We start from the raw sequence: 18,992 nt of genomic DNA on the forward strand, positions 1-18,992 counted from the left end.
TCCTTCCTCTGCCTGAAATCAGTGACCGTGTCCGCCGCCGGCCGTCGGTGGCAGCTCGTGGGCCATCGACTTCGCGATCGCGATGACCTCCTTGGGCTGCACCAGGAACGGCCGCATCATGCTCATGTCCTCGTGTTCGAGCATGTGGCAGTGGTAGACGAACTTGCCGGTCACGTCGGCGAACTTGGCGACGACGTCGACCGACTCGCCCGCGGCCACGTTGACGACGTCCTTCCAGCCCGCCTGGTCGGGGGCCACCGGTTCGCTTCGCTCCCAGAAGACCGGCGTCGTGGTGCCACCGCCGATGCCACCGCCGGGAAGGTCGATGAACTGGAACCCGTCGATGTTGTAGAAGCCGCGCTTCACCGGCTGGAAGGCACAGACGTGGATGTGCATCGGATGCGGCCAGCCGGACCAGTCGAGGTTGACGAACCGCCAGCGCTCCCACGAACCCGCCTTGACGGTGTACTGCGTGGGATCGGTCCACTGGTAGGCCATGCGCTTCCAGGTGGTGACCGAGCCGTCCTGTTCCTTCAGCTGCACGATGCCGTCGATCGGGAACGGTCCCGGCGGCGCCTCGATCTTCTGCATCTCCCACAGCCGGGCGTGCGAGACGCCGACCGGGGTCAGCATGACCATGCGCTCGGCCTCGACGGGCTGCTTCTCGGTGACGCGGGTGAACGACCTCGCCAGCGTCCTGGGCAGACGGAAGCCACTCTGCCTGCCGCGCTGCGCGACCCGGAACTGCAGGAAGTCCGGCCACGGCCCGGGGTCGTAGTCGATGTTGCGCAGCAGCACCTTCTTGCCCGCGAGCGCGCGGAAGTCGATCAGGACGTCGGCCCGTTCGGACGCCGCCAGGCTGAAGCCGCCCGCGACGTCCACCGGCGCGCCGAGCAGTCCCGCGTCGGAGCCGATCACGAAGATCGTGTTGGGCGGTAAGGGTTTCCCGTCTTCCGTCACCGCCTGCACCACGTACGGCCGGGTGTTGGACGCGTTGGCCATGCGGAAGCGGTACCAGTCCGGCTCCACGTCCTTGAACGGCCAGATCGCCCCGTTCACCAGCGTGTACGGCCCGGCGAACGAGCGCACCTGCCGCAGCGGGTCCGTGCTCATCACCGTGGTCTTGTGCAGCATCGTGCCGGTGAGGCGGTTCTTGTCGTCGGTGTCGAAGTTCCGGTCGCAGATCAGCAGCGGCACTTCGCGGTCCCCGGACGGCAGGCGCAGCGACGCCTCTTCGTCGTCACGGAGGATGTACATCCCGAGCAGGCCGGACATCACGTTCCAGCGCGTGATGTGCATGGCGTGGTCGTGGTACCAGAGCGTGGTCGCGGGCTGGTCGTTGCGGTACTCCACCAGCTGGCTGCGCCCGGCGAGGACCGCGTCCTCCGCCCAGCCGTCGCTTCCGCCGTCACTGAAGTGGCCGTGCAGGTGGACCGACGTCCAGCCGGGCAGCGCGGCGACGTCGGCCCGCGGCGCGACCCCTTCACGGCCGGGAACGTCCCACTGGTAAGGATCGGCGTTCTCGTCGAACAGGATCTCCACCACCGGCAACGGATACGGACCGGTGAGCTCGTTGGTCCAGGTGACCCGCAACGGTTTCCCGCGCCGGGCTTCGATGATCGGGCCGGGGAACCGGCCGTCGAAGCCCCAGATCTTCGTGGGCGGGAGCTGCGAGTGCAGCCGGACGAAATTGGGCCGCATGCGGATCGTCAGGTTGTCGACGCCGCCGAACCGGTCGCCCCTCGCCGTCGCCATGGTGGGCAGCGGATCCCGGAACGGCGTCAACTGGGTGACCGTGCCCCGGAACGGCGTCCCCGGCCGCGGCGTCGTGGCGGCCACCGGGCGCACCTGACCGGCCTGGCCGACCGGATCGCCCTGAGCCCGGGGCCGGGCGTAGGTGCGGGGATCGATCGTGACCGGGCCGCGTTCACGGCCGGGCATGGACTGGATCGTCGCCGACCCGATCCCCAGCGCCAGAGCGCCCGCGAAACCCGCCTTGAGCAGAAACCCGCGGCGGTCGACGCCTTCGCCGTCGCTCACGTCCTGTCGGCCTCTGCGGCCGCCATGGCCTCGATGAGGCTCTTGGGCCTCAGGTCGGTCCACGTCGCCTCTACGTAGTCCAAGCACTCCTGTCTGGAGGCCTCGGCCTTCGCCACCGTCCAGCCGTCGGGCACCTCGGCGAACGAGGGCCAGAGCGAGTGCTGGTTCTCGTCGTTGACCAGCACCAGAAAGCGGCCGTCTTCGTTGTCGAACGGATTCGTCATCACACAGCTCCCTCAGCAAACTTAGGGAAGGCTAGCCTAATGATTTACCCATGGCCATAGGCCGAAAACGTGACGGTGGCGGCATTTCCGCTCAGGCACGGCCACGGCGCATCTCCCCCACCAGCAACCAGCCGAGATACAGCCCGCCGAGTACCAGGGTGGTCACCCCGACCGGCAGCTGGGAACCCGGAATGAGCCGCTGGGCGACCAAATCCGCGAAGGCCAGCAAGAAACCACCGGACAACGCGGAGATGGACAAGGAGGGACCGACGGAGCGGGCGAGCCGTTTCGCGACCTGCGGCGCCGCGAGCGCGACGAACGAGATCGGGCCCGCGCAGACGATCGCCACCGCGCTCAGCAACACCGAAACGGTGATCGCCCGGCGGCGCACCGCCCCCACCGGCAACCCGAGCGAAGTGGCCGAATCCGGGCCCAGTTCCAGGGTCAGCAACGGCTTGCTCAGCAGGAAAGCGCACGGCAGCACCACGACCAGCACCGCCAGCAGGATCCACGCGTGCTCCCACGACCGCCCGTTGAGACTGCCGACCAGCCAGATCTGCGCGTTGAGCATCTCGTTCAGGTTGGCCCGGCTGAGCAGGTACGCGATTCCCGCGCTCAGCAGCGCGCTCACGCCGACCCCGACCAGGATCAGCCGGTACCCGCGCACACCGCCGCGATAGGACAGCAGATAGATCAGCACCGCCACCACCCCGCCGCCGGCGACCGCGCCGATACCGGTGGCCGCCAGGCTGGAATCCTTCAGCAGGAGGATGCACACCAGCGCGCCCGCGGCGGCCCCGTTGTTGAAGCCGACGATGTCCGGGCTGCCCAGCGGGTTGGCCGAAAGGCTCTGGAAGAGTGCCCCGCTCACCGCCAGCGCGGCCCCGACGAGCAGGGCGACCAGCACCCGCGGCAGGCGTACGTCGTTCACGAAGTACCGCTGCTGCAACGTCCCGTGCCCGCCGAGGGCGCGGAAGACGTCGGACATGCCGATCGGGTAGTTGCCGGACAGCAGGCTGGCCAGTACCACCGCGAAGCAGAGGACCACCAGCACGACCGCGACCCAGACGGTCCGGCGGTGCAGGCGCACCGAGATCCGGCCGCTCCGGCTGCGGACCGTCCACTGAGGACTCGACGTGACGGTCACAGTTCCCCCAGCCGTTTCCGGCGGACCAGGTAGATGAACACCGGCGCGCCGATCACCGCGGTGACGACCCCCGCCTCCAGTTCCCCGGTCGGCAGCACGACCCGGCCGAGGACGTCCGCCCCGAGGACCAGCAGCGGCGCCGAGACCATCGAATACGGGACGACCCAGCGATAGTCGGGGCCGACCACCGCGCGGACCGCGTGCGGGATCGCGAGGCCGACGAAGCCGATCGGTCCCGCGGCCGCCGTCGCCCCGCCGCACAGCAGCACGATCGCGATCACGCTCAACAGCCGCGTGCGGCCGAGGTGCGCGCCCAGCGCGCGGCCGACCTGATCGCCCAGTGCCAGCGCGTTCAGCGAGCGGGTGAGCAGGAGGCTGATCACCGCGCCCACGACCAGGAACGGCAGGACGTCGAACAGCACGTCGTAGCCGCGGTTGATCAGCGACCCGATCGTCCAGAACCGCATCGACTGCGTCGTCCGCGCGTTCATCGTGGTGAACGCCGAGATGATCCCGGTCAGCACGGCGGTGACCACGGTGCCCGCCAAGGCGAGCCGGACCGGATTCGCCCGGCCGCGGCCGGTGGAACCGAGCAGGTACACGACCACGCTCGCGACGGCGGCGCCGACGAGGGCGAACCACACGTAGCCGCTGAGCGAGGTGACCCCGAAGACGGCGATGGCGACCACGACGGCCGCGGAGGCGCCGGATTCGATGCCCAGCAGCCCGGGGTCGGCCAGCGGGTTCCGGGTGACCGCCTGCATCAGCGCGCCGGCCGTGCCCAGTGCGGCGCCGACGACGACGCCGAGCAGCGTGCGCGGGATCCGCTGGTCCCAGACCAGGTTCGCGTCGTAGGAACCGTCGAAGTGGAACAACGCGTCCCACACCACGCCGATCGGGAGGTCCTTGGCGCCGACCGCGACGCTGACGATCACGGCCACGCCGATCAGTCCCAGGCCGAGGAGAAGTCCCGCGCCACGGGCGATGGCGACCTTGGGCCGGACGGCCGGTTCCGGCCGGGGCGGGGAGACGACGGCCATCAGCCCCCCACCTTCACGCGGCCCGCGTCCAGCCGGACGGCGCGCGGGAGCCGGTCGATCGTGGACTGCCGGTGCGCGATGATGATCAGCGACCGGTCCGCGTGCAGCCGGTCGAGCGCGCGTTCGATCCGGTCACCGGTCTCCGGGTCGACGTCGGCGGTGGCCTCGTCGAGGATCAGCACGGCCGGGTCCACCAGCGCGGCGCGGACCAGGCCGATCAGCTGACGTTCCCCCGCCGACAGCGTGTCCGCGGCGGCGCTGACCCGCGTGTCCAGTCCTTCCGGCAGCCGGGCCACCCACTCCCGCAGTCCGAGCCGCTCCAGCGCCCAGTCGATCCGCTCGTCCGGCGGCGGCTCCGGCACCAGGCGGAAGTTCTCCCGCAGGGTGCCGGTGACGACGTGGACGCGTTGCGGGACCAGCATGATTCGGCTGCGCAGCTCGTCGGGGGCGATCTCGTCGAGCGGGATCCCGCTGTAGCGCACGGTTCCGCCGTCCGTGGGATACAGCCCGGCGAGGATCTTGGCCAGCGTGGTCTTCCCGGATCCGGTCGGCCCCACCAGGCCCGTGCGCGCCCCCGGCGGGAACGTGCACGACACGTCGGTGAGCACGGAAACCCCGTCCACGTAGGAGAACCGCAGTCCGGAGGCCTCCAGTGTCCCGCGTTCGGGGAGCACCGTGCCGTTGCCGGTCCGCGGCGGGCGCTCGGTGGTGTCGAGCAGGTTCAGCAGCCGCGCGAGGCCGACCCTGGAGGTCTGCAGCTGGCCGATCAGGTTGGTCAGCTGGTTGGTGGAGTCGAACAGTTGCCGCATCGCCACGACGAACACCGCGACCGTGCTCAGCGGCATGCCCCACGCGAGGACGAGACCGCCGCCCACGACCAGGATCGTGGCGTCCGCGATGGCCTGCGCCAAGGTCACGCCACCGGTGCGCAGCACGACGAACTCGGACCGCAAAGTGGTGCGCCGCAACGTTTCCTTGTCGCGGTCGAACCGGTCGCGCCACTCCTGCTCGGCACCGCGGGAGGTGAGCAGCTCGCGGGCCTGGATGCCCTCGCGGTAGGTCGCCGCGACGGCCCCCTGCGCCGCCGCCTCCGCCGCGAAGGCCGTCGTGGCCCCGCGCTGGAACCACCGCATGATCAGCACCGACAGCGGGAGGAACACCAGCACCACGACCAGGGTGAGCTGCCACGAGTAGAGCAGCAGCAGGACCGTGGTGAAGATCAGATAGCCGGTGACCGAGAGCAGGTCCGGGAGATCCGCGCGGACGAAGGAGGCTAGATCGGCGATCTCCGCGGTGCTGCGGCGGAGCAGATCACCGGATCGCTGCGTTTCGAGGAACCTCAGCGGCGCCGTCGCGAGCCGGGACACGACGAGGTCGCGCAACGACGCCACGACGCGTTCCCCGGCTTTCGCGAGCCAGATTTCCCCGGTGCGCAGGAGAATCAGCCTGGCCAGCACGAGCACGGCGAAGACACCCGCCGCCGTGTACAGGCCCGCGAGGTCCTTTTGCGCCACCCGCTCGACGGCCCAGCCGACCACCGACGGGATCAGCGTCAGCGCCAGCGTCGCGGCGGTGCCGAGACCGATCGCGAGGGAAAGGATCGCGCGGTGCGGTTTCAAGAACGGCCGGGCACGCCGGAGCACGCCTTTCTGTTCGGGCCGTTCGCTCAGGACGATGGCTTCAGGCACTCGGAGCCGCCTCCCGCACCGGCAGGGCGACGACGCGGTCCGCGGCGTCCACCACCGCGGCCCGGTGGCTGGCGAAAACGATCGTCCGCACGTGTCCCGCCTCGTCGAGCCAGTCCCTCAGTCCTTTGAGGACACTCTGTTCGGTTCCGGCGTCGACCGCCGAGGTGATGTCGTCGAGCAGCAGGACGTCGGCGCCGTGCAGCAGGGCCTGCGCCAGGGCGAGGCGCTGCAACTGCCCGCCGGACAGGGTCGCCCCGCCTTCGCCCGTCTCGGTGTCGTAACCGCCGGGCAGCCCGGCGACGTGCTCGTCGATGGCCGCCGCGGCGCACGCCGCCCGCATGTCTTCCTCCGTCAGGTCCGGACGGCCCAGCAGCAGGTTCTCGCGGATGGTCCCGGAGATCAGGTCGGGCCGCTGCGGCACGAACACCAGCCGCCTGCGGACCTCCCGCAGCGCGGCCTGGCGCAGATCGACGTCGCCGTAGCGGACCGTGCCCGCGTCGGGATCGTCGCGGCGCGCGAGCAACCGCAGCAGCGTCGACTTGCCCGAGCCCAACGGCCCGGTCACGGCGAGGAACTCACCCGGGCGGGCGGTCAGATCGAGCGGGCCGACCACGCGACCGTGTTCGGAGTGCACCTCGACCCCGGTGGCCACCAGGTCGGCGGGAGTGCGGAGCGGCACGCCCGCGTCCGGGTCCGCGACACCGGGGACGGTCTCGAGCACCTCGCTGATCCGCTTCGCCGCCGTCAGCGCTTCGCCGAGCTGGGTGAACCGGTGCGTGACCACGCCGATCCAGGTGCCCAGCATCGCCATCCAGGTCGTGAAGGCCACCAGCCCGCCCACGGTCAGCGAGCCGTCGATCACCGCGCCACCGCCGACGAGCAGGCCGATCGCCGTCGCCACGCCTGGCACGAACGGACCGGTCGCGGCCCAGCTGGCGGCCACCTTGGCGGTCGACATGGTCTCGACGGTGACCGTCCTGCTGTGCTCGGCGTGCCGCTCCAGCAGCGGCCCGTCGCCGCCGATCCCGCGGATAGCGACGCTGGCCGTGAGCAGTTCCTCGACGGTGTCCGCGCGGGCACCGTGCGCGGCGGCGAGCCGGTCGTTGGCGGCCGCGAAGCGTTTGGGCAGCACGATGTTCAGCACGACGAGCGCCGGGACCGTGGCCAGTCCGACCACGGCGAGCGACGGGTCGAGCCTGCCGATGAGGACGAGGATGACGGCGAACCCGGCGATACCGGTCACCATCGAGGCGGAACCCGCCAGCCAGTTGTGCACGAAGTCGACGTCGCGCGTTCCCCGGATCGCGAGATCGCCGCGACCGAAGCGGGCGCGATCCCGCCGGTCGAGCAGCAAGGCCTGGTCGAGCAGCCTGCCGCGCAGTTCGTTCGACGCCGACACCGCGGCGAGGGTGATCTGCCACTGCATCAGCGCGAGCCCGGCGACCAGCAGGACCGCCGCGCCCACGACGGCCAGCGCCCAGCCGAGGGTCGCCGACTGGTTCCCGACGTTGATGCCGTCGTCGATGGCGTACTCGACGCACAGCGGGAACACCACCGTCGCCAACTGGAAGAGCGTCCCCCCGGCGACCGCCGCCAGCACCCGGCCCCGGTTGCGGCCCAGTGCGCCCGCCAGCAGCCGGACGGCGGCCCGGCGTTCGCCGCGCACCTTCATTCCCTGCCCCATCTTCAGTTCCGCAAAGGCGCCGTGGTCAGTCTTCCTGCTCCGCGTCGTACGGGGCGTCTTCGGACTTCCCCTTGCGCCAGTACCCGCAGAAGTCGATGCGCTTGCGGTCGACACCGCGATCACGGACGAGATGCCTGCGCAGTTCCTTCACCACCCCGGCCTCACCGGCCAGCCAGGCGTAACCGGGGCCCTCGGGCAGTTCCGCGGCGCGCACGGCGTCCAGCAGCGGCGCGCCCCCGCCGTCCGGCGTCAGCCAGGTGACCTCGACCTCGCCGTCGGTCCGCCACTGCTGGCGGTCGCCGTCGACCGGCACCTGCACGAAGACCTGGGCGCGCTCCCCCGCGGCGAGCCCTTCGACGATGCCGCCGATCGCCGGGAGCGCCGTCTCGTCACCGGCGATCAGCTTCCAGGCGGACCCGGGACGCGGGAGGTAGTCCGCCCCGCGGCGCGTCGGATCCGTTTCCTCGTGGGGGAAGCGGGCGTTCGGACCGTAGATGACGACCTCGTCGCCGGGCTCGGCGGCGCCCGCCCACCGGGACGCCGGGCCGACGTCACCGTGCCGCACGAAGTCGACGTCGATCTCGCCGGGCCGGAGCGCGCGGATCGTGTACGTGCGCATCGCGGGCCGGCCGTCTTCGGGCATTTCGCGGTAGCGGGCGTACCAGTCCTCGCCGGTCGGCACCCGCGGGCTCGCGCCGGGCGCGGACGGCAGGAAGACCTTGATGCGCTGATCCGGTCCGCAGGTGGTGATGTCCCGCAGCCCCGGTCCGCCGAAGGTCACCCGGATCAAACTCTCCCCGACCGGCGCCGTCGCCAGCACCACGGCGTCGAAGTGGAGGAACGGCTCGCTCCGGAGCAGGTCGGTCTTGCCGGCGGTCATGCGGAACCCATCCCTCTTGTGCGCCCTTGGCCTGGATACGAAGGTTAGCCTAACCATATGGGCGAGTGGAGGGGAGCGCTAGCTCCGAACGGATCATCGGGGCGGGCGTTTTGGTGCGCTGCGCCACACCGGCTCTGGGGGCAGCGTGAAGAGGGCTCCTATCGCACGGAACGTGCCGATTGCGCCTCTGACCTGTACGAACTCAACTGAGGCGCCCTTCGCGGCACGCGTTGGGTACGTGCTGGCTCGTCCGACGAAAGCCACGTCGGGTGCGTTGACGGCTTGTGGCCCACGTACGGCTGAATGACCTTCGGGTTGGCGTATTTCGCCGTCGGGTGATCAGTCCCCCGTCCGAACGCAGCAACTCACACGCCGACAAGGTGGACCATGTCCGGCAACAGGTCCCGTACGTCCTCGTTCGTCACGTTCACTCCTCATCCAAGCCGTCGAGCATGATGCTCTGCCGCTCAGGGGTGATCGTCCACCGCCACGCCGACAACGGGGGTTGGCCGCGTCGCTGCCACCACCGGTAGGCCGCTTCCGCCTCGTCCCACAACCGGCGCGGTCCGTACTGCCTGACCGCGTACCGCTCGCCTCCAGCCGGGACGACGCTCGCCCACGACCCGGACAGGACATGACACAGCCACGCAACGCCGTGCGGCCGGTCGTCGGTGCGTTCCCACACGTCGTAGCGGCAATCGGACAGCGCTACCGCGATCGGCCATCGGTGATCGTCGGCGAGCAACGGCACCCACGGCGCTAGATCCGTGGCTGTCAGGTCCGCCGCCGGATCATCCCACCGCAACACCCCGAGATCGGCGGCCGGTACACGATGGGTACGCATATCCATGAAGCCGACCTGTAGCCACGGCACCGCGTGACCGGTCGCCGTGCCGTCCTCGTTCGCGACGAATCGCACGAGTGGACCGGACGCCATGTCCGCACGCATCGGCGCGACGACGACACCGCCAGGCTTCACCGCCTCAACCCACGCATACGGCAACTGTCCAACGTGGACACCCACCGTCGCGATGATCCGATCGAACCGGCCACCGCCACCGACGCTGATGGCGGCGTCAGCGACCACGGTTTCCACAGTGCCGTAACCGGCCGCGTCGAGGTTCCGACGAGCCTGCTCGGCCACAGTCGGATCGATTTCGACCGAGGACACACGGCCGTTCTCACCAACGATTTCCGCTAGAAGTGCGGCATTCCAGCCGGTTCCAGTGCCAATCTCCAAGACTGAGTGCCCCATGTGGACGTCAAGCGCTTTGAGCATTCCGGCTACCACGGACGGCATCGACGCCGAACTTGTCGGCCGATGGCCGATGTTCGGCCAAACGGTCTCGCCGTCGTCGAACTGTGTAACCAAGGCACGGTTAGAGTACACAATGGACATCCAGCGGTCCGGATCGTCGACACGGTCCACCGCTACATCTTTCGCATCGTTTTCTTCCTTGTACCAAAACCGTGCGGGCGCGAACCATTCCCGCGCGGCAGCAAGAAAAGCGGGACGGTGCTCGGCGGACATGGCGTCCGCCGAGATCAGTCCGTCCGCGAGGTCAGCGGCCGCGTAAGCGTCACTCACTACTTATTTCCCTCGCCGTACTTCTCCGGGTCGATATCGTCGGCCGTCTTGCCGGTCTGGCCGTCCCGCGTCACGTCATGCCGACCGCCGTCCGTGTTGTCGTTGTCCTTGTCATTCTTGTCCTTGGCCATCTGCAACCCTCCCGATCAATCATCACCCTATGTATCCATGTGGGGCGCGTGGAACCCCTATCACCCACGCGCCGTAACATGCCTGGCCGACGCGCCGAATCAGCCGGGTGAAACCTCGCCGGATCTGACCGGCTGCTGTGAAGGCCCCCTTCACTCGCTAGACGCCAGGGTCTCGACAAAGTGCGCTTCGCGCGGTTTCGCGCAGAGGGTCGCGAGCGATAAAGAGTGCTATTTGGGGAGAAGGGCAAACGTGTCGTGTTCGCGGGCGGGCCATGCCGGGGCGACGGCTCCCTTCGCCGCGTCCGATGCGGTGAAGGAAGCCTTCGGCGTCTGGGATCTGGGGTCGTGAGTGGCAATGCGCGTTCTAACGCTCTTTATCACTCACGACCCCCTCGCGAACCTCCTTCACGGACTTGCGGGCGGCGGGGCCACAGCCGGTAGCGGCAGACCTCGCTACCGCTCCTTGCCGCTCACGAGCGTCTTGCCGTCCGTGAACGAGGGGATCACGCCGAACGACGCCTTCCGCGAAGCCCGCCGCAGAGTCGCGAGCACGGCGGGCCCGAGTACCAGGATCGCCACGGTGTTGGTGATCGCGCGTCCCGTGTCCCAGCCCGCCGTCGACGTCAGCAGCGTGAAGACGGCGAACCGGTGCAGGTTCTCCAGCAGCGGAGCGCCGGGCACGTACGAGATGTGGCCGTCGTGGTACGGCACTTCGGCGTCGGTGATGAACGGCCAGAACCACAGGTTCATCAGGAATCCGAACACGTACGCGACGAAGATCCCATAGCCGACCAGCATCGCGATCTCGGCCTTGCCGGTGACGCGGCGCGGCAGCAGTCCCGCGCCCATCCCGATCCACGCCGAGCACATCATCTGGAACGGCAGCCACGGTCCCACCCCGGCGGTCAGCAGCGCCGACGCGAACAGCGACGTACAGCCCAGCACGAAACCGAAACCCGGCCCGAGCACCCGCCCGGCCAGCACCAGCAGGAAGAACACGGTCTCGATGCCCGCGGTCCCCGCTCCCAGCGGCCGCAGGGCCGCGTTCACCGCCGAAAGGACGCCGAGCATCGCGAGGGCCTTGGAATCCATGCCCCCTTCGGACATTTCGGCCAGCACGATGACGATCAGGATCGGCAGGATCCCGATGAACACGAACGGCGCGTCCGGGCCGTGCTGCATCGACTGCGGTTCGACGCGGACGAGGAGCGGCCAGACGAACATCATCAGACCCGCGAGCGACGCGAGCCCGAGCACCGTCGCCGAGCGCGGGCCCAGCCGGACCGCGGCGGTCGTGGTCACCGGACCTCCTGCGGAAGGGCCGCGCGGACGTCGTCGACGGTGAGCCATGGTTCGCCGAGGATCTTGGCGACCTGCGTGGCGAAGGCCGGGGAGCCGCCGAGCACCTCGCCGGTCGGGCCGTCCGAGACGACCTCGCCTTCCGCCATCACGAGGACGCGGTGCGCGATGGTCGCGACGAATTCGACGTCGTGGGTGGCGACGACGACAGCTTTGCCCTCGGCCGTCAGCGACGCGATCATCTGCGCCAGCGCGGCCTTCGCGGTGTAGTCGAGACCGCGGGTCGGTTCGTCCAGCAGCATGATCCGCGGCGCGGCCGACAACTGCACCGCGAGCACGAGCGCGAGACGCTGGCCTTCGGACAGGTCACGCGGATGCGAGGCCGGGTCGATCCCCGGGGCGAGCCTGTCGAGCAAGCCGCGGCAGTAGCCCGGTTCCGCGCCCGATTCCGCGTCGGCCGCCTCGCATTCGGCGGCGACGGTCTGCAGGTACAGCAGATCGCTCGCGGTCTGCGGCACCATGCCGACGAGCGCGCGGGCCGCGGCGCTGTTCAGCGTCTTCGGATCCTTGCCTTCGACGGTGACCTTGCCACCCTGCCGGGGGCCGGAGCCCTGCACCGCCCACAGCAGCGACGACTTGCCGGAACCGTTGCGGCCCATCATCGCCAGCACCTCACCGGCGCGCAGGCTGAGGTCGACCTCGCGCACCGCGACCTTCGGCCCGTACCGGACGACGACCCCGGACGCGGCCAGCAGTTCCTCGCCCGCGGTCGTGGTCCGCGCCGGCGGAGTCCCCAGCGTCAGCGAAGAAGCGCGACGACGGGCGTCGCGGACCGACATCGGCAGCGGGTCCCACGACGCCAACCGTCCCAAGTGGACGATCGGTGGCGCGATGGGCATGTCCTTCAGCACCTCGGGCGGTGTCCCGTCGACCACTCCCCCGGTACCGGGGACGTAGATCATCCGGTCCGCGAACGGGATCACGCGTTCCATGCGATGCTCGGCCATCAGCACCGTCGTGCCGAGGTCCTCCACCAGCCTGGCCAGCGTCGCCAGCACCTCCTCGGCCGCGGTCGGGTCCAGCGCCGACGTCGGTTCGTCCAGGACGAGCACCTTCGGATGGGTGGTCAGCACCGAGCCGATCGCCACCCGCTGCTGCTGCCCGCCGGACAGCGTCCGCAGCGCGCGGCGGCGCAGTTCCGCGATGCCGAGCAGATCGAGGGTCTCTTCCACCCGGCGGCGCATCACCTGCGGGCTCAGGCCGAGTTGTTCCATGCCGTAGGCGAGTTCGTCCTCGACGGTGTCGGTGACGAATCCCGCCAGCGGGTCCTGCCCGACGACGCCGACCAGATGCGCGAACTCGCGCGGTGGCCGGGATCTCGTCGTGACGCCGTCGACGGAGACCGTCCCGTCGAGGTGGCCGCCGGTGAAATGCGGGACGAGACCGTTGATCGTGCCGAGCAGCGTCGACTTGCCCGCGCCCGTCTGGCCCGCGAACAGCACGAGCTCGCCCTCACCGATGGACAGCGTCACGTCGGACAGCACCGGCTCGGAGCGGCCGTGGTAGGTGAAGGAGACCTGATTCAGTTCGATCATGCGTGCGCTTCTTTTTCGTGCGCTTCTTCTTCGAGCGCGGCGTACGGGGCTTCGGGGACCGGGGTCAGGAACGCGGGCAGGACACCGATCAGCACTCCGAGCAGCGGCCCCCACGACAGGAGCGGCCAGGACAGGTCGATCAGCGACGGGTTCATGTTCATCGGGTTCACGCTGGACGTCGTGAACAGGACGGCCGCGACGGCGATCCCGCTCGTGGCGACGACGATCTCCGGCAGCTGCCAGCGGTCGGGCCGGTAGCGGGTGCGCTGGACCCGTTTGCCCGCCGACCAGAACCCGATCAGCCCGATCACGACCCCCACGGAAAGCACCGGCGCGGCGAGATACCGGGGCGTCGAACCGTCCAAAGTGGCGTAGACGCCGACGCAGACCCCGATCAGGCCGACGATCATCAGCGTTCCCGTGATCAGCCGCGCCCGCGCCTCGACCAGTCCCGCGCGGCCGTAACCGCGGGAGTCCATGGACGCCGCGAGTTGCAGCGACCGCGAAAGCGCGTCCTCCAGCACCGGGATGAGGACGGTGTGCAGGGCTTTCACCTTCTTCTTGCCCGAACCGCCCCGCAGTTTGCGGGCGCGCCGGACGCGCAGCACGCTCTCGGCGAGCTGCGGGAACACCGACAGCGCGACGATCACCGCCGTCCCCACCTCGTACAACGCCGGCGGCATCGCCTTGAGCAGCCGTTTCGGGTTCGCGAGCGCGTTGGCCGCGCCGAGGCAGATCACCATCGTCGCCAGCCGCATCCCGTCGTAAAGCCCGCCCAGCAACGATTCAGCGGAAACGTCGCCGAAGAGACGGATGCCCGCCGCCCATTCGGGCAGCGGGATTTCGGGCAGCCGCAGGATGATCGTCGAACCCTCGGCGCCGCCGAAGACGATGCGGAAGAACACGCGGATCGCGACGATGAACGCGCCGAGGTACAGATAGAGCTGGAACGCCAGCGCCCACGGAGCCTCACTGCGCCGGGCCACCACGACGTACCCCGCGACGGCCACGATCGTCAGCAGCAGCCAAGGGTTCGTCGTCCGGGTCGCCGCGACGGCGAGCCCCAGCGCCCACACCCACCAGGCGGCCGGGTGCAGGTCGCGTGGCAGGAAGTAGGACGTCATCAAGCTCCCTGCGCGCGTTTGCGTCTGCGTGCCAGGAAGAAGCCGGCGACGCACAACGCCAGGACGGCGCCACCGGCCGCCCACGGTGCCCAGTCGCTCGCACCGGACTCACGCTGGATCACGGCGTTGACGTCCTCGGCGTTCTCGCCGCCGGTGAACGCGACGTTCATCGACGGGTCCTTCGCCTGCGGCCGTGCCGAAGCGCTCGGACGCGGCTTGGGCGGCGGCAGCGCGCCGGAACTCGGGCCCGCGGCCGTGGTTTCCCCTGGCACCGCGCCTGCTTCCGCGGTCGGCTGCGGGCCGTCTCCCGGCTGCTGCTGCCCGCCCTGCGGTTGCTGCTGCCGCTCGTTGGGGTCGTTGGTGGCCGGCTTGGCCTCCTCGCGCGGCACGCACGGCTGGCCCTCGGTACCCGGCCGCACTGCGGAAACCCGCGGGACCGGATTCGTCTGGGCGGTGGCGTTCAGCGAGAACGACCAGCCTTCGAAACCGCCGGGGATGAAGTCACGGTTCTTGACACCCCACTGGCTGTAGTCCCAGGCGCAGTTGTTCGAGGCGTGCCAGTAAGACCAGTAGGCCTGCGCCGGAGGTGTGTCGATGCACAGCTCACGGTACTTCTCGCGGCCCGCGATCGGGACGTTCTCCGCGGCCGACGGGCGGTTCTCGACCCGGCAGATGAACGCCTCGCCCCACCGCTGCACCCCGGCGATCTGGAAACCGGCGCCCTTGAGCGCGTCCAGTCCGGTGCCGCGCGTGGTCTGGGGGTTGCAGCGCACGATGGTCGTGCCGCCGAGTCCCTGGAAGTCCACGACCACGGTGACCCCGCCGGCGTCCTTGCAGAAACCCGGATAGCCCTTGCCCTGGTCGACGGCGTGCGCGGACGGCGCGATGGCGGCGATCAGGAAGATCGCCGCCACCATCCCGAAGACCCTCCTCATTGGACGGTCAGGGTCGCGCTCGAGTACACCGTCACCCCGTTACCCGTCGCCGCGATCGTGTAGACGTAGGTGCCCGCGGCGGTCGGCGTGATGTTCTGCGTGCCGCCGGGTGCCGCCAGCGAGCCCGACCAGGCGCCGCCACCGCTCGCCGGGGTCACCGTACCCGCGGCGACACTCGTGGCGTTCGTCGTCGTCCAGGTCAGCGAGGTGCTCTGGCCGAGGGTGATCTTGCGGTCGACATCGTTGACGGACAAGGCGACCGTCGGGTTGTTCGCGTTCACGGCCGGGTTGGTCGGGGTGACCCCGGGAGGCGGGTTGGTCGTCGCCGACTTGTTCAGCGAGAACGACCAGCCCTCGAAACCGCCGGGCACCACGTTGCGGTTGAGCGCGCCGTAGCTGCTGTAGGTCCAGGTCGAACCGGAACCGGCGGCGTGCCAGTAACCCCAGTACGCGCCGGCGGGCGGCGTGTTGACGCACGGTTCCTTGTAGTTCGGGTTGCTGGACAGCGGCAGGGTCTCCGTCGCGGACGGGCGGACCTCCAGGCGGCAGACGAAACCGAGCCCCCACCGGGCGGTGCCCGCGACGGCGATCCCGGCGTCCTGCAGCGCCTTGATGCCCGTGCGGTCGGTGCCCGGGTTCGCGTTGGGCGAGCAGCGGGTGATCGTCGGCGCGGCGGTCCCGCCGTTGCCGTCCAGTTCCTGGAAGTCGACCACGACGGTGACGCCGCTGAGGGCGTCGTTGCCGGTGCAGATCCCGTTGTAGCCCTTGGCCGGATCGACCGCCTGCGCGGGCGCGGCGGACAGCCCGATCAGTCCGATGAGGACGGACGTGACGGCGAGCAGTCTTCTCATGGTGTTGCCCCCTTTGTCTTGATGAAGCGGCGAAGCAGGAAGATGAGCACGATCGCGGCGGCCAGCAGGAGCACGGCGAGACCGACGAGCCCCCAGGTCGTCCACGGCGGCTGAGTCGTCTGGGCGGCGGCCTGCAGCTGAGTACCGGACACGGCGTTCTCGGCGCTGACGTCCGAGAGCGGCAGCCGCACGGCGGGTGACAGCGGCGAATCCGCGGCGGTGAGCCAGGATCGGCCCGCGACACCCTGCGCGGCGGCCAGGCTCGTCGGGAAATCGGTCTTCCCGTCGCTCGCCGCCACGGATCCCTTGGCGAACCCGCCGTCGGCCTGGACCAGTTTGCCCAGCGACCGCGCGGTTCCGCTCGCGTCGAGCCCGGCGATCTGCCGCGCGGCGGCGACGGTGGCGCTCAGCGCGACGTCCGGCTCGCCCGCCTCGCCGGTCACCATGCCCTCACCGGTCGGCCGGACGCCGAGCGCGCTCACCGCGGAGACGAACGCCGACACGCGCCGCTCGGTCCAGCCGTCCGGCCGTTTGGCCGACGGCGCGGCGTCGGTGTGCGGACGGGCGGCCAGCGCGGTGACCGCGGCGGCAGTCGCGCCGAGGTCACCGGAGCCGCATTCGGCGGTGTCGAGGTGCTTCGGGAAGGTTCCGTCGGCGCACTGGCGCGAAAGCAGCAGCTCGACCGCGGGGCCGGGGTCGGCGGTGGTGGCGAGCAGTGCCCACGCGTGCCGCTCGACGGTCTCGTCGGCGTCGGCGAAGGACCCGGTGTCGGTGAACTTGCCGTCCGCGCCGCGCAGCTTCACCAGATCCGCGCGCAACTGGCCGACGTCCGCCTTCGCGAATTCGCCGACGAGCACGAGCTTCGCGAGCGGTTCGGCGTAGGAGGCCCCGCTCTGTTCGTACGGCGCGCCGTGGGCGTAGGCCTGCACGGCTTCCGGCGTGAGCAGGAACTTCGACGCGCGGGCGACGGTGTCCGGCTGCTCGTCCAGCGCCCGCAGCGCGAGCACCAGCTCGGCGGTGGCGTCGTAGTCGACGTAGGTCTTGCCGTCCTCGGTGACCTCGACGTGGTCACCGCCGACGAGCCGGTTCGTCAGATACGCGCCGAGCCGGGAGGCCGGTGTCGCCGTGCCGGGGATGGCGACCGGGGTCGCGATCGCCGTCGGCGGCGCGACCCGGGCGCCGGTGGACGCCCGCGGGGTGACGGCCTTCTTGGGTTTCGGCGTCGTGGTCTTCGGCGCGGGCTTGGTCTCCTGCGGCTTGGCCGCGGGCGGGGTGTTCGTGACGGTGACCGTGCTCGGCGCGGGCGGGCTGGTCGCCGGGGACGAGGACGTGCCCGGCGTCGGCGTCACCGACGTCGTGGTGGTCTTGGTCGTCGTGGTGGTGGTGGTCGTCGTCGTAGTGGTCGTGGTCGTCGTGGTGCTGGTCGGCTCCGGCTCGCTCGTGGTCGAGGTCGGGGTGCCGGTGGAGGAACTCGTTTCGGACGGCGTCGAGGTCGGCGTCTCCGACACGCTGCTGCTCGTCGGCGGCCCGCCGCCCTTCGCGAGGTCGGAGAAGCCGACCTGGGACAACCCGAGCGAGGCCTGGGCGCCCGCGCGGATCCAGGTGTCGAGACCGCCGATCCCGTTGGCGCGCGCGGCCACGTAAGACTCCGGGTTGTAGGCGATCGCGCCGATGTCACCGGCGAGCCTGTTGCCGGAGTCCGCCGCGGCGGTCGCCTGCGCGGCTTTGAGGAACCGCACGCCCTTGTCCACCGCCGCGTCCGCGCCGCCGACGTCGGCGAGCGCCTGAAGGATCAGCCCGGTGCTGTTGGTGTTCGGGGCTTCGGTACCGACGCCGCCGCCCCAGCCGCCGCCGGGATCCTGATTCGCGAGGAGCCACGAGACGGTCTTCGCGATCGGGCCGTCGAGTCCCGCGGCGCCCGCCTTCCGCGCGGCCAGCATCGCCGACAGGGCGAAACCGGTGGCGTCGCCGTCCTTGGCGGACAGGTCGAACGGCTTGCCCTCGTCGCAGGTCGAGACCTTGTGGCCGTCGGCGGTGACGTGGTCACCGGTCTCGGTCGTCTTGATGTAGGCGAAGAAGATCCGGAAGTAGCCCTCGGAGCATTGCTGGGTCACCAGCTTGTCGATGGCGAGCTGGTCGTTCTCGCCGACCGCGGCGAGACCGATCACGCCGAGGGACTGGCCGAACATGTTCGCGTTGTTGCTCACCGAATCGGCGAGTCTGGGATCTTTCGAGTAGTCGCTGACCCGGCCGATGTCGGGACCCTTGCGCATGATCGCGGCCTTGGTCTCGGCGACCATGTCGTAGCCGTCGAAGTTCCGGGGATTCCGGCCCGCGACCTCGGCGGCGACCAGGGTCTTGGCCGCGGCACCGCCGACGATGATGTCGGAGAAGTCGAACTCACCGCCGTCGGGAATGAGCCCGTCCCAGGTGAAGTAGTCGGTCGCGTGGCCCTGCTCGTCGAGGTACTTCACGATCGGCTCGGCCTTCGCGCCCTCGCCCGAGGCGTACATCGCGAACAGCGCGTCGATCATCAGCCCGTGGTCGGGCAGATCGCCGCCGTTGGGGTTCTCGAGCGTGCCGTCCGGCTTCAGCTTCGTCGCGAGCCAGCCGGAGTTCGACTTCGCCGCTCCGGGGTCGTTGGCGGCTGTCGCCGTCCCGGTGAGCAGCGCGGCGACCACGCCGACGCTGACGGCGAACGCCGATGCGGCCAGGTACCCGCGGCGCATGGCTCCTCCTTGCGGCATGACGGAGGACAGGCGCGGG

15 protein-coding genes are annotated in these 18,992 nt (G+C 70.1%); all 15 read right to left on the reverse strand.

The features are described 5' to 3' along the window. Positions 1-18: 18 nt before the first annotated feature. Positions 19-2,040 carry a multicopper oxidase family protein gene (locus tag BKN51_RS18795; RefSeq protein ID WP_101608887.1) on the reverse strand — a complete coding sequence of 674 codons (2,022 nt, stop codon included), beginning with the start codon at positions 2,038-2,040 and terminating at the stop codon, positions 19-21. Continuing rightward, positions 2,037-2,264, reverse strand: coding sequence for an MbtH family protein (locus tag BKN51_RS18800; protein WP_101608888.1), 228 nt, complete (start codon positions 2,262-2,264; stop codon positions 2,037-2,039). Before BKN51_RS18800 ends, BKN51_RS18795 begins: the two co-directional genes overlap by 4 nt. Before the next feature lie 91 nt (positions 2,265-2,355). After that, positions 2,356-3,411, reverse strand: coding sequence for a FecCD family ABC transporter permease (locus BKN51_RS18805; protein WP_101608889.1), 1,056 nt, complete (start codon positions 3,409-3,411; stop codon positions 2,356-2,358). After that, positions 3,408-4,451 carry a FecCD family ABC transporter permease gene (locus BKN51_RS18810; protein WP_101608890.1) on the reverse strand — a complete coding sequence of 348 codons (1,044 nt, stop codon included), beginning with the start codon at positions 4,449-4,451 and terminating at the stop codon, positions 3,408-3,410. Before BKN51_RS18810 ends, BKN51_RS18805 begins: the two co-directional genes overlap by 4 nt. After that, positions 4,451-6,139, reverse strand: coding sequence for an ABC transporter ATP-binding protein (locus BKN51_RS18815; protein WP_101608891.1), 1,689 nt, complete (start codon positions 6,137-6,139; stop codon positions 4,451-4,453). The genes BKN51_RS18810 and BKN51_RS18815 overlap by 1 nt, the downstream gene beginning before the upstream one ends. Beyond that, positions 6,132-7,823, reverse strand: a complete 1,692-nt coding sequence (locus BKN51_RS18820) for an ABC transporter ATP-binding protein (protein ID WP_101608892.1) — start codon at positions 7,821-7,823, stop codon at positions 6,132-6,134. The genes BKN51_RS18815 and BKN51_RS18820 overlap by 8 nt, the downstream gene beginning before the upstream one ends. A gap of 25 nt (positions 7,824-7,848) precedes the next feature. Continuing rightward, positions 7,849-8,703, reverse strand: coding sequence for a siderophore-interacting protein (locus BKN51_RS18825; protein ID WP_101608893.1), 855 nt, complete (start codon positions 8,701-8,703; stop codon positions 7,849-7,851). 427 nt (positions 8,704-9,130) lie between these two features. Then, positions 9,131-10,291: a methyltransferase domain-containing protein gene (locus BKN51_RS18830; RefSeq protein ID WP_233224224.1), complete on the reverse strand. Its 1,161-nt coding sequence runs from the start codon at positions 10,289-10,291 to the stop codon at positions 9,131-9,133. Further along, entirely contained in the window at positions 10,291-10,422 is a 132-nt protein-coding gene (locus BKN51_RS44695; protein ID WP_255414916.1) for a hypothetical protein, read from the reverse strand. Before BKN51_RS44695 ends, BKN51_RS18830 begins: the two co-directional genes overlap by 1 nt. 453 nt (positions 10,423-10,875) lie before the next feature. Then, positions 10,876-11,724, reverse strand: a complete 849-nt coding sequence (locus BKN51_RS18835; RefSeq protein ID WP_101608894.1) for an ECF transporter S component — start codon at positions 11,722-11,724, stop codon at positions 10,876-10,878. Then, positions 11,721-13,316: an ABC transporter ATP-binding protein gene (locus BKN51_RS18840; protein ID WP_101608895.1), complete on the reverse strand. Its 1,596-nt coding sequence runs from the start codon at positions 13,314-13,316 to the stop codon at positions 11,721-11,723. Before BKN51_RS18840 ends, BKN51_RS18835 begins: the two co-directional genes overlap by 4 nt. Continuing rightward, entirely contained in the window at positions 13,313-14,440 is a 1,128-nt protein-coding gene (locus BKN51_RS18845; RefSeq protein ID WP_101608896.1) for an energy-coupling factor transporter transmembrane component T, read from the reverse strand. The genes BKN51_RS18840 and BKN51_RS18845 overlap by 4 nt, the downstream gene beginning before the upstream one ends. Then, positions 14,440-15,357, reverse strand: a complete 918-nt coding sequence (locus BKN51_RS18850; protein ID WP_233224223.1) for an ABC transporter substrate-binding protein — start codon at positions 15,355-15,357, stop codon at positions 14,440-14,442. The genes BKN51_RS18845 and BKN51_RS18850 overlap by 1 nt, the downstream gene beginning before the upstream one ends. 14 nt (positions 15,358-15,371) lie before the next feature. Further along, positions 15,372-16,226, reverse strand: coding sequence for an ABC transporter substrate-binding protein (locus BKN51_RS18855; protein ID WP_233224222.1), 855 nt, complete (start codon positions 16,224-16,226; stop codon positions 15,372-15,374). Further along, positions 16,223-18,955: a hypothetical protein gene (locus tag BKN51_RS43750; protein ID WP_174720427.1), complete on the reverse strand. Its 2,733-nt coding sequence runs from the start codon at positions 18,953-18,955 to the stop codon at positions 16,223-16,225. Before BKN51_RS43750 ends, BKN51_RS18855 begins: the two co-directional genes overlap by 4 nt. Between the last annotated feature and the right edge of the window lie 37 nt (positions 18,956-18,992).

The organism is Amycolatopsis sp. BJA-103, from assembly GCF_002849735.1.
GTDB lineage: Bacteria > Actinomycetota > Actinomycetes > Mycobacteriales > Pseudonocardiaceae > Amycolatopsis.

What these genes read in the sequence shown, in the direction of transcription:
- BKN51_RS18840 (WP_101608895.1), bottom strand. Translation starts at nt 13,316, where the DNA reads ATGATCGAACTGAATCAGGTCTCCTTCACCTACCACGGCCGCTCCGAG.
- BKN51_RS18825 (WP_101608893.1), bottom strand. Translation starts at nt 8,703, where the DNA reads ATGACCGCCGGCAAGACCGACCTGCTCCGGAGCGAGCCGTTCCTCCAC.
- BKN51_RS18810 (WP_101608890.1), bottom strand. Translation starts at nt 4,451, where the DNA reads ATGGCCGTCGTCTCCCCGCCCCGGCCGGAACCGGCCGTCCGGCCCAAG.
- BKN51_RS18845 (WP_101608896.1), bottom strand. Translation starts at nt 14,440, where the DNA reads ATGACGTCCTACTTCCTGCCACGCGACCTGCACCCGGCCGCCTGGTGG.
- BKN51_RS18855 (WP_233224222.1), bottom strand. Translation starts at nt 16,226, where the DNA reads ATGAGAAGACTGCTCGCCGTCACGTCCGTCCTCATCGGACTGATCGGG.
- BKN51_RS18820 (WP_101608892.1), bottom strand. Translation starts at nt 7,823, where the DNA reads ATGGGGCAGGGAATGAAGGTGCGCGGCGAACGCCGGGCCGCCGTCCGG.
- BKN51_RS43750 (WP_174720427.1), bottom strand. Translation starts at nt 18,955, where the DNA reads ATGCGCCGCGGGTACCTGGCCGCATCGGCGTTCGCCGTCAGCGTCGGC.
- BKN51_RS18850 (WP_233224223.1), bottom strand. Translation starts at nt 15,357, where the DNA reads ATGGTGGCGGCGATCTTCCTGATCGCCGCCATCGCGCCGTCCGCGCAC.
- BKN51_RS44695 (WP_255414916.1), bottom strand. Translation starts at nt 10,422, where the DNA reads ATGGCCAAGGACAAGAATGACAAGGACAACGACAACACGGACGGCGGT.
- BKN51_RS18800 (WP_101608888.1), bottom strand. Translation starts at nt 2,264, where the DNA reads ATGACGAATCCGTTCGACAACGAAGACGGCCGCTTTCTGGTGCTGGTC.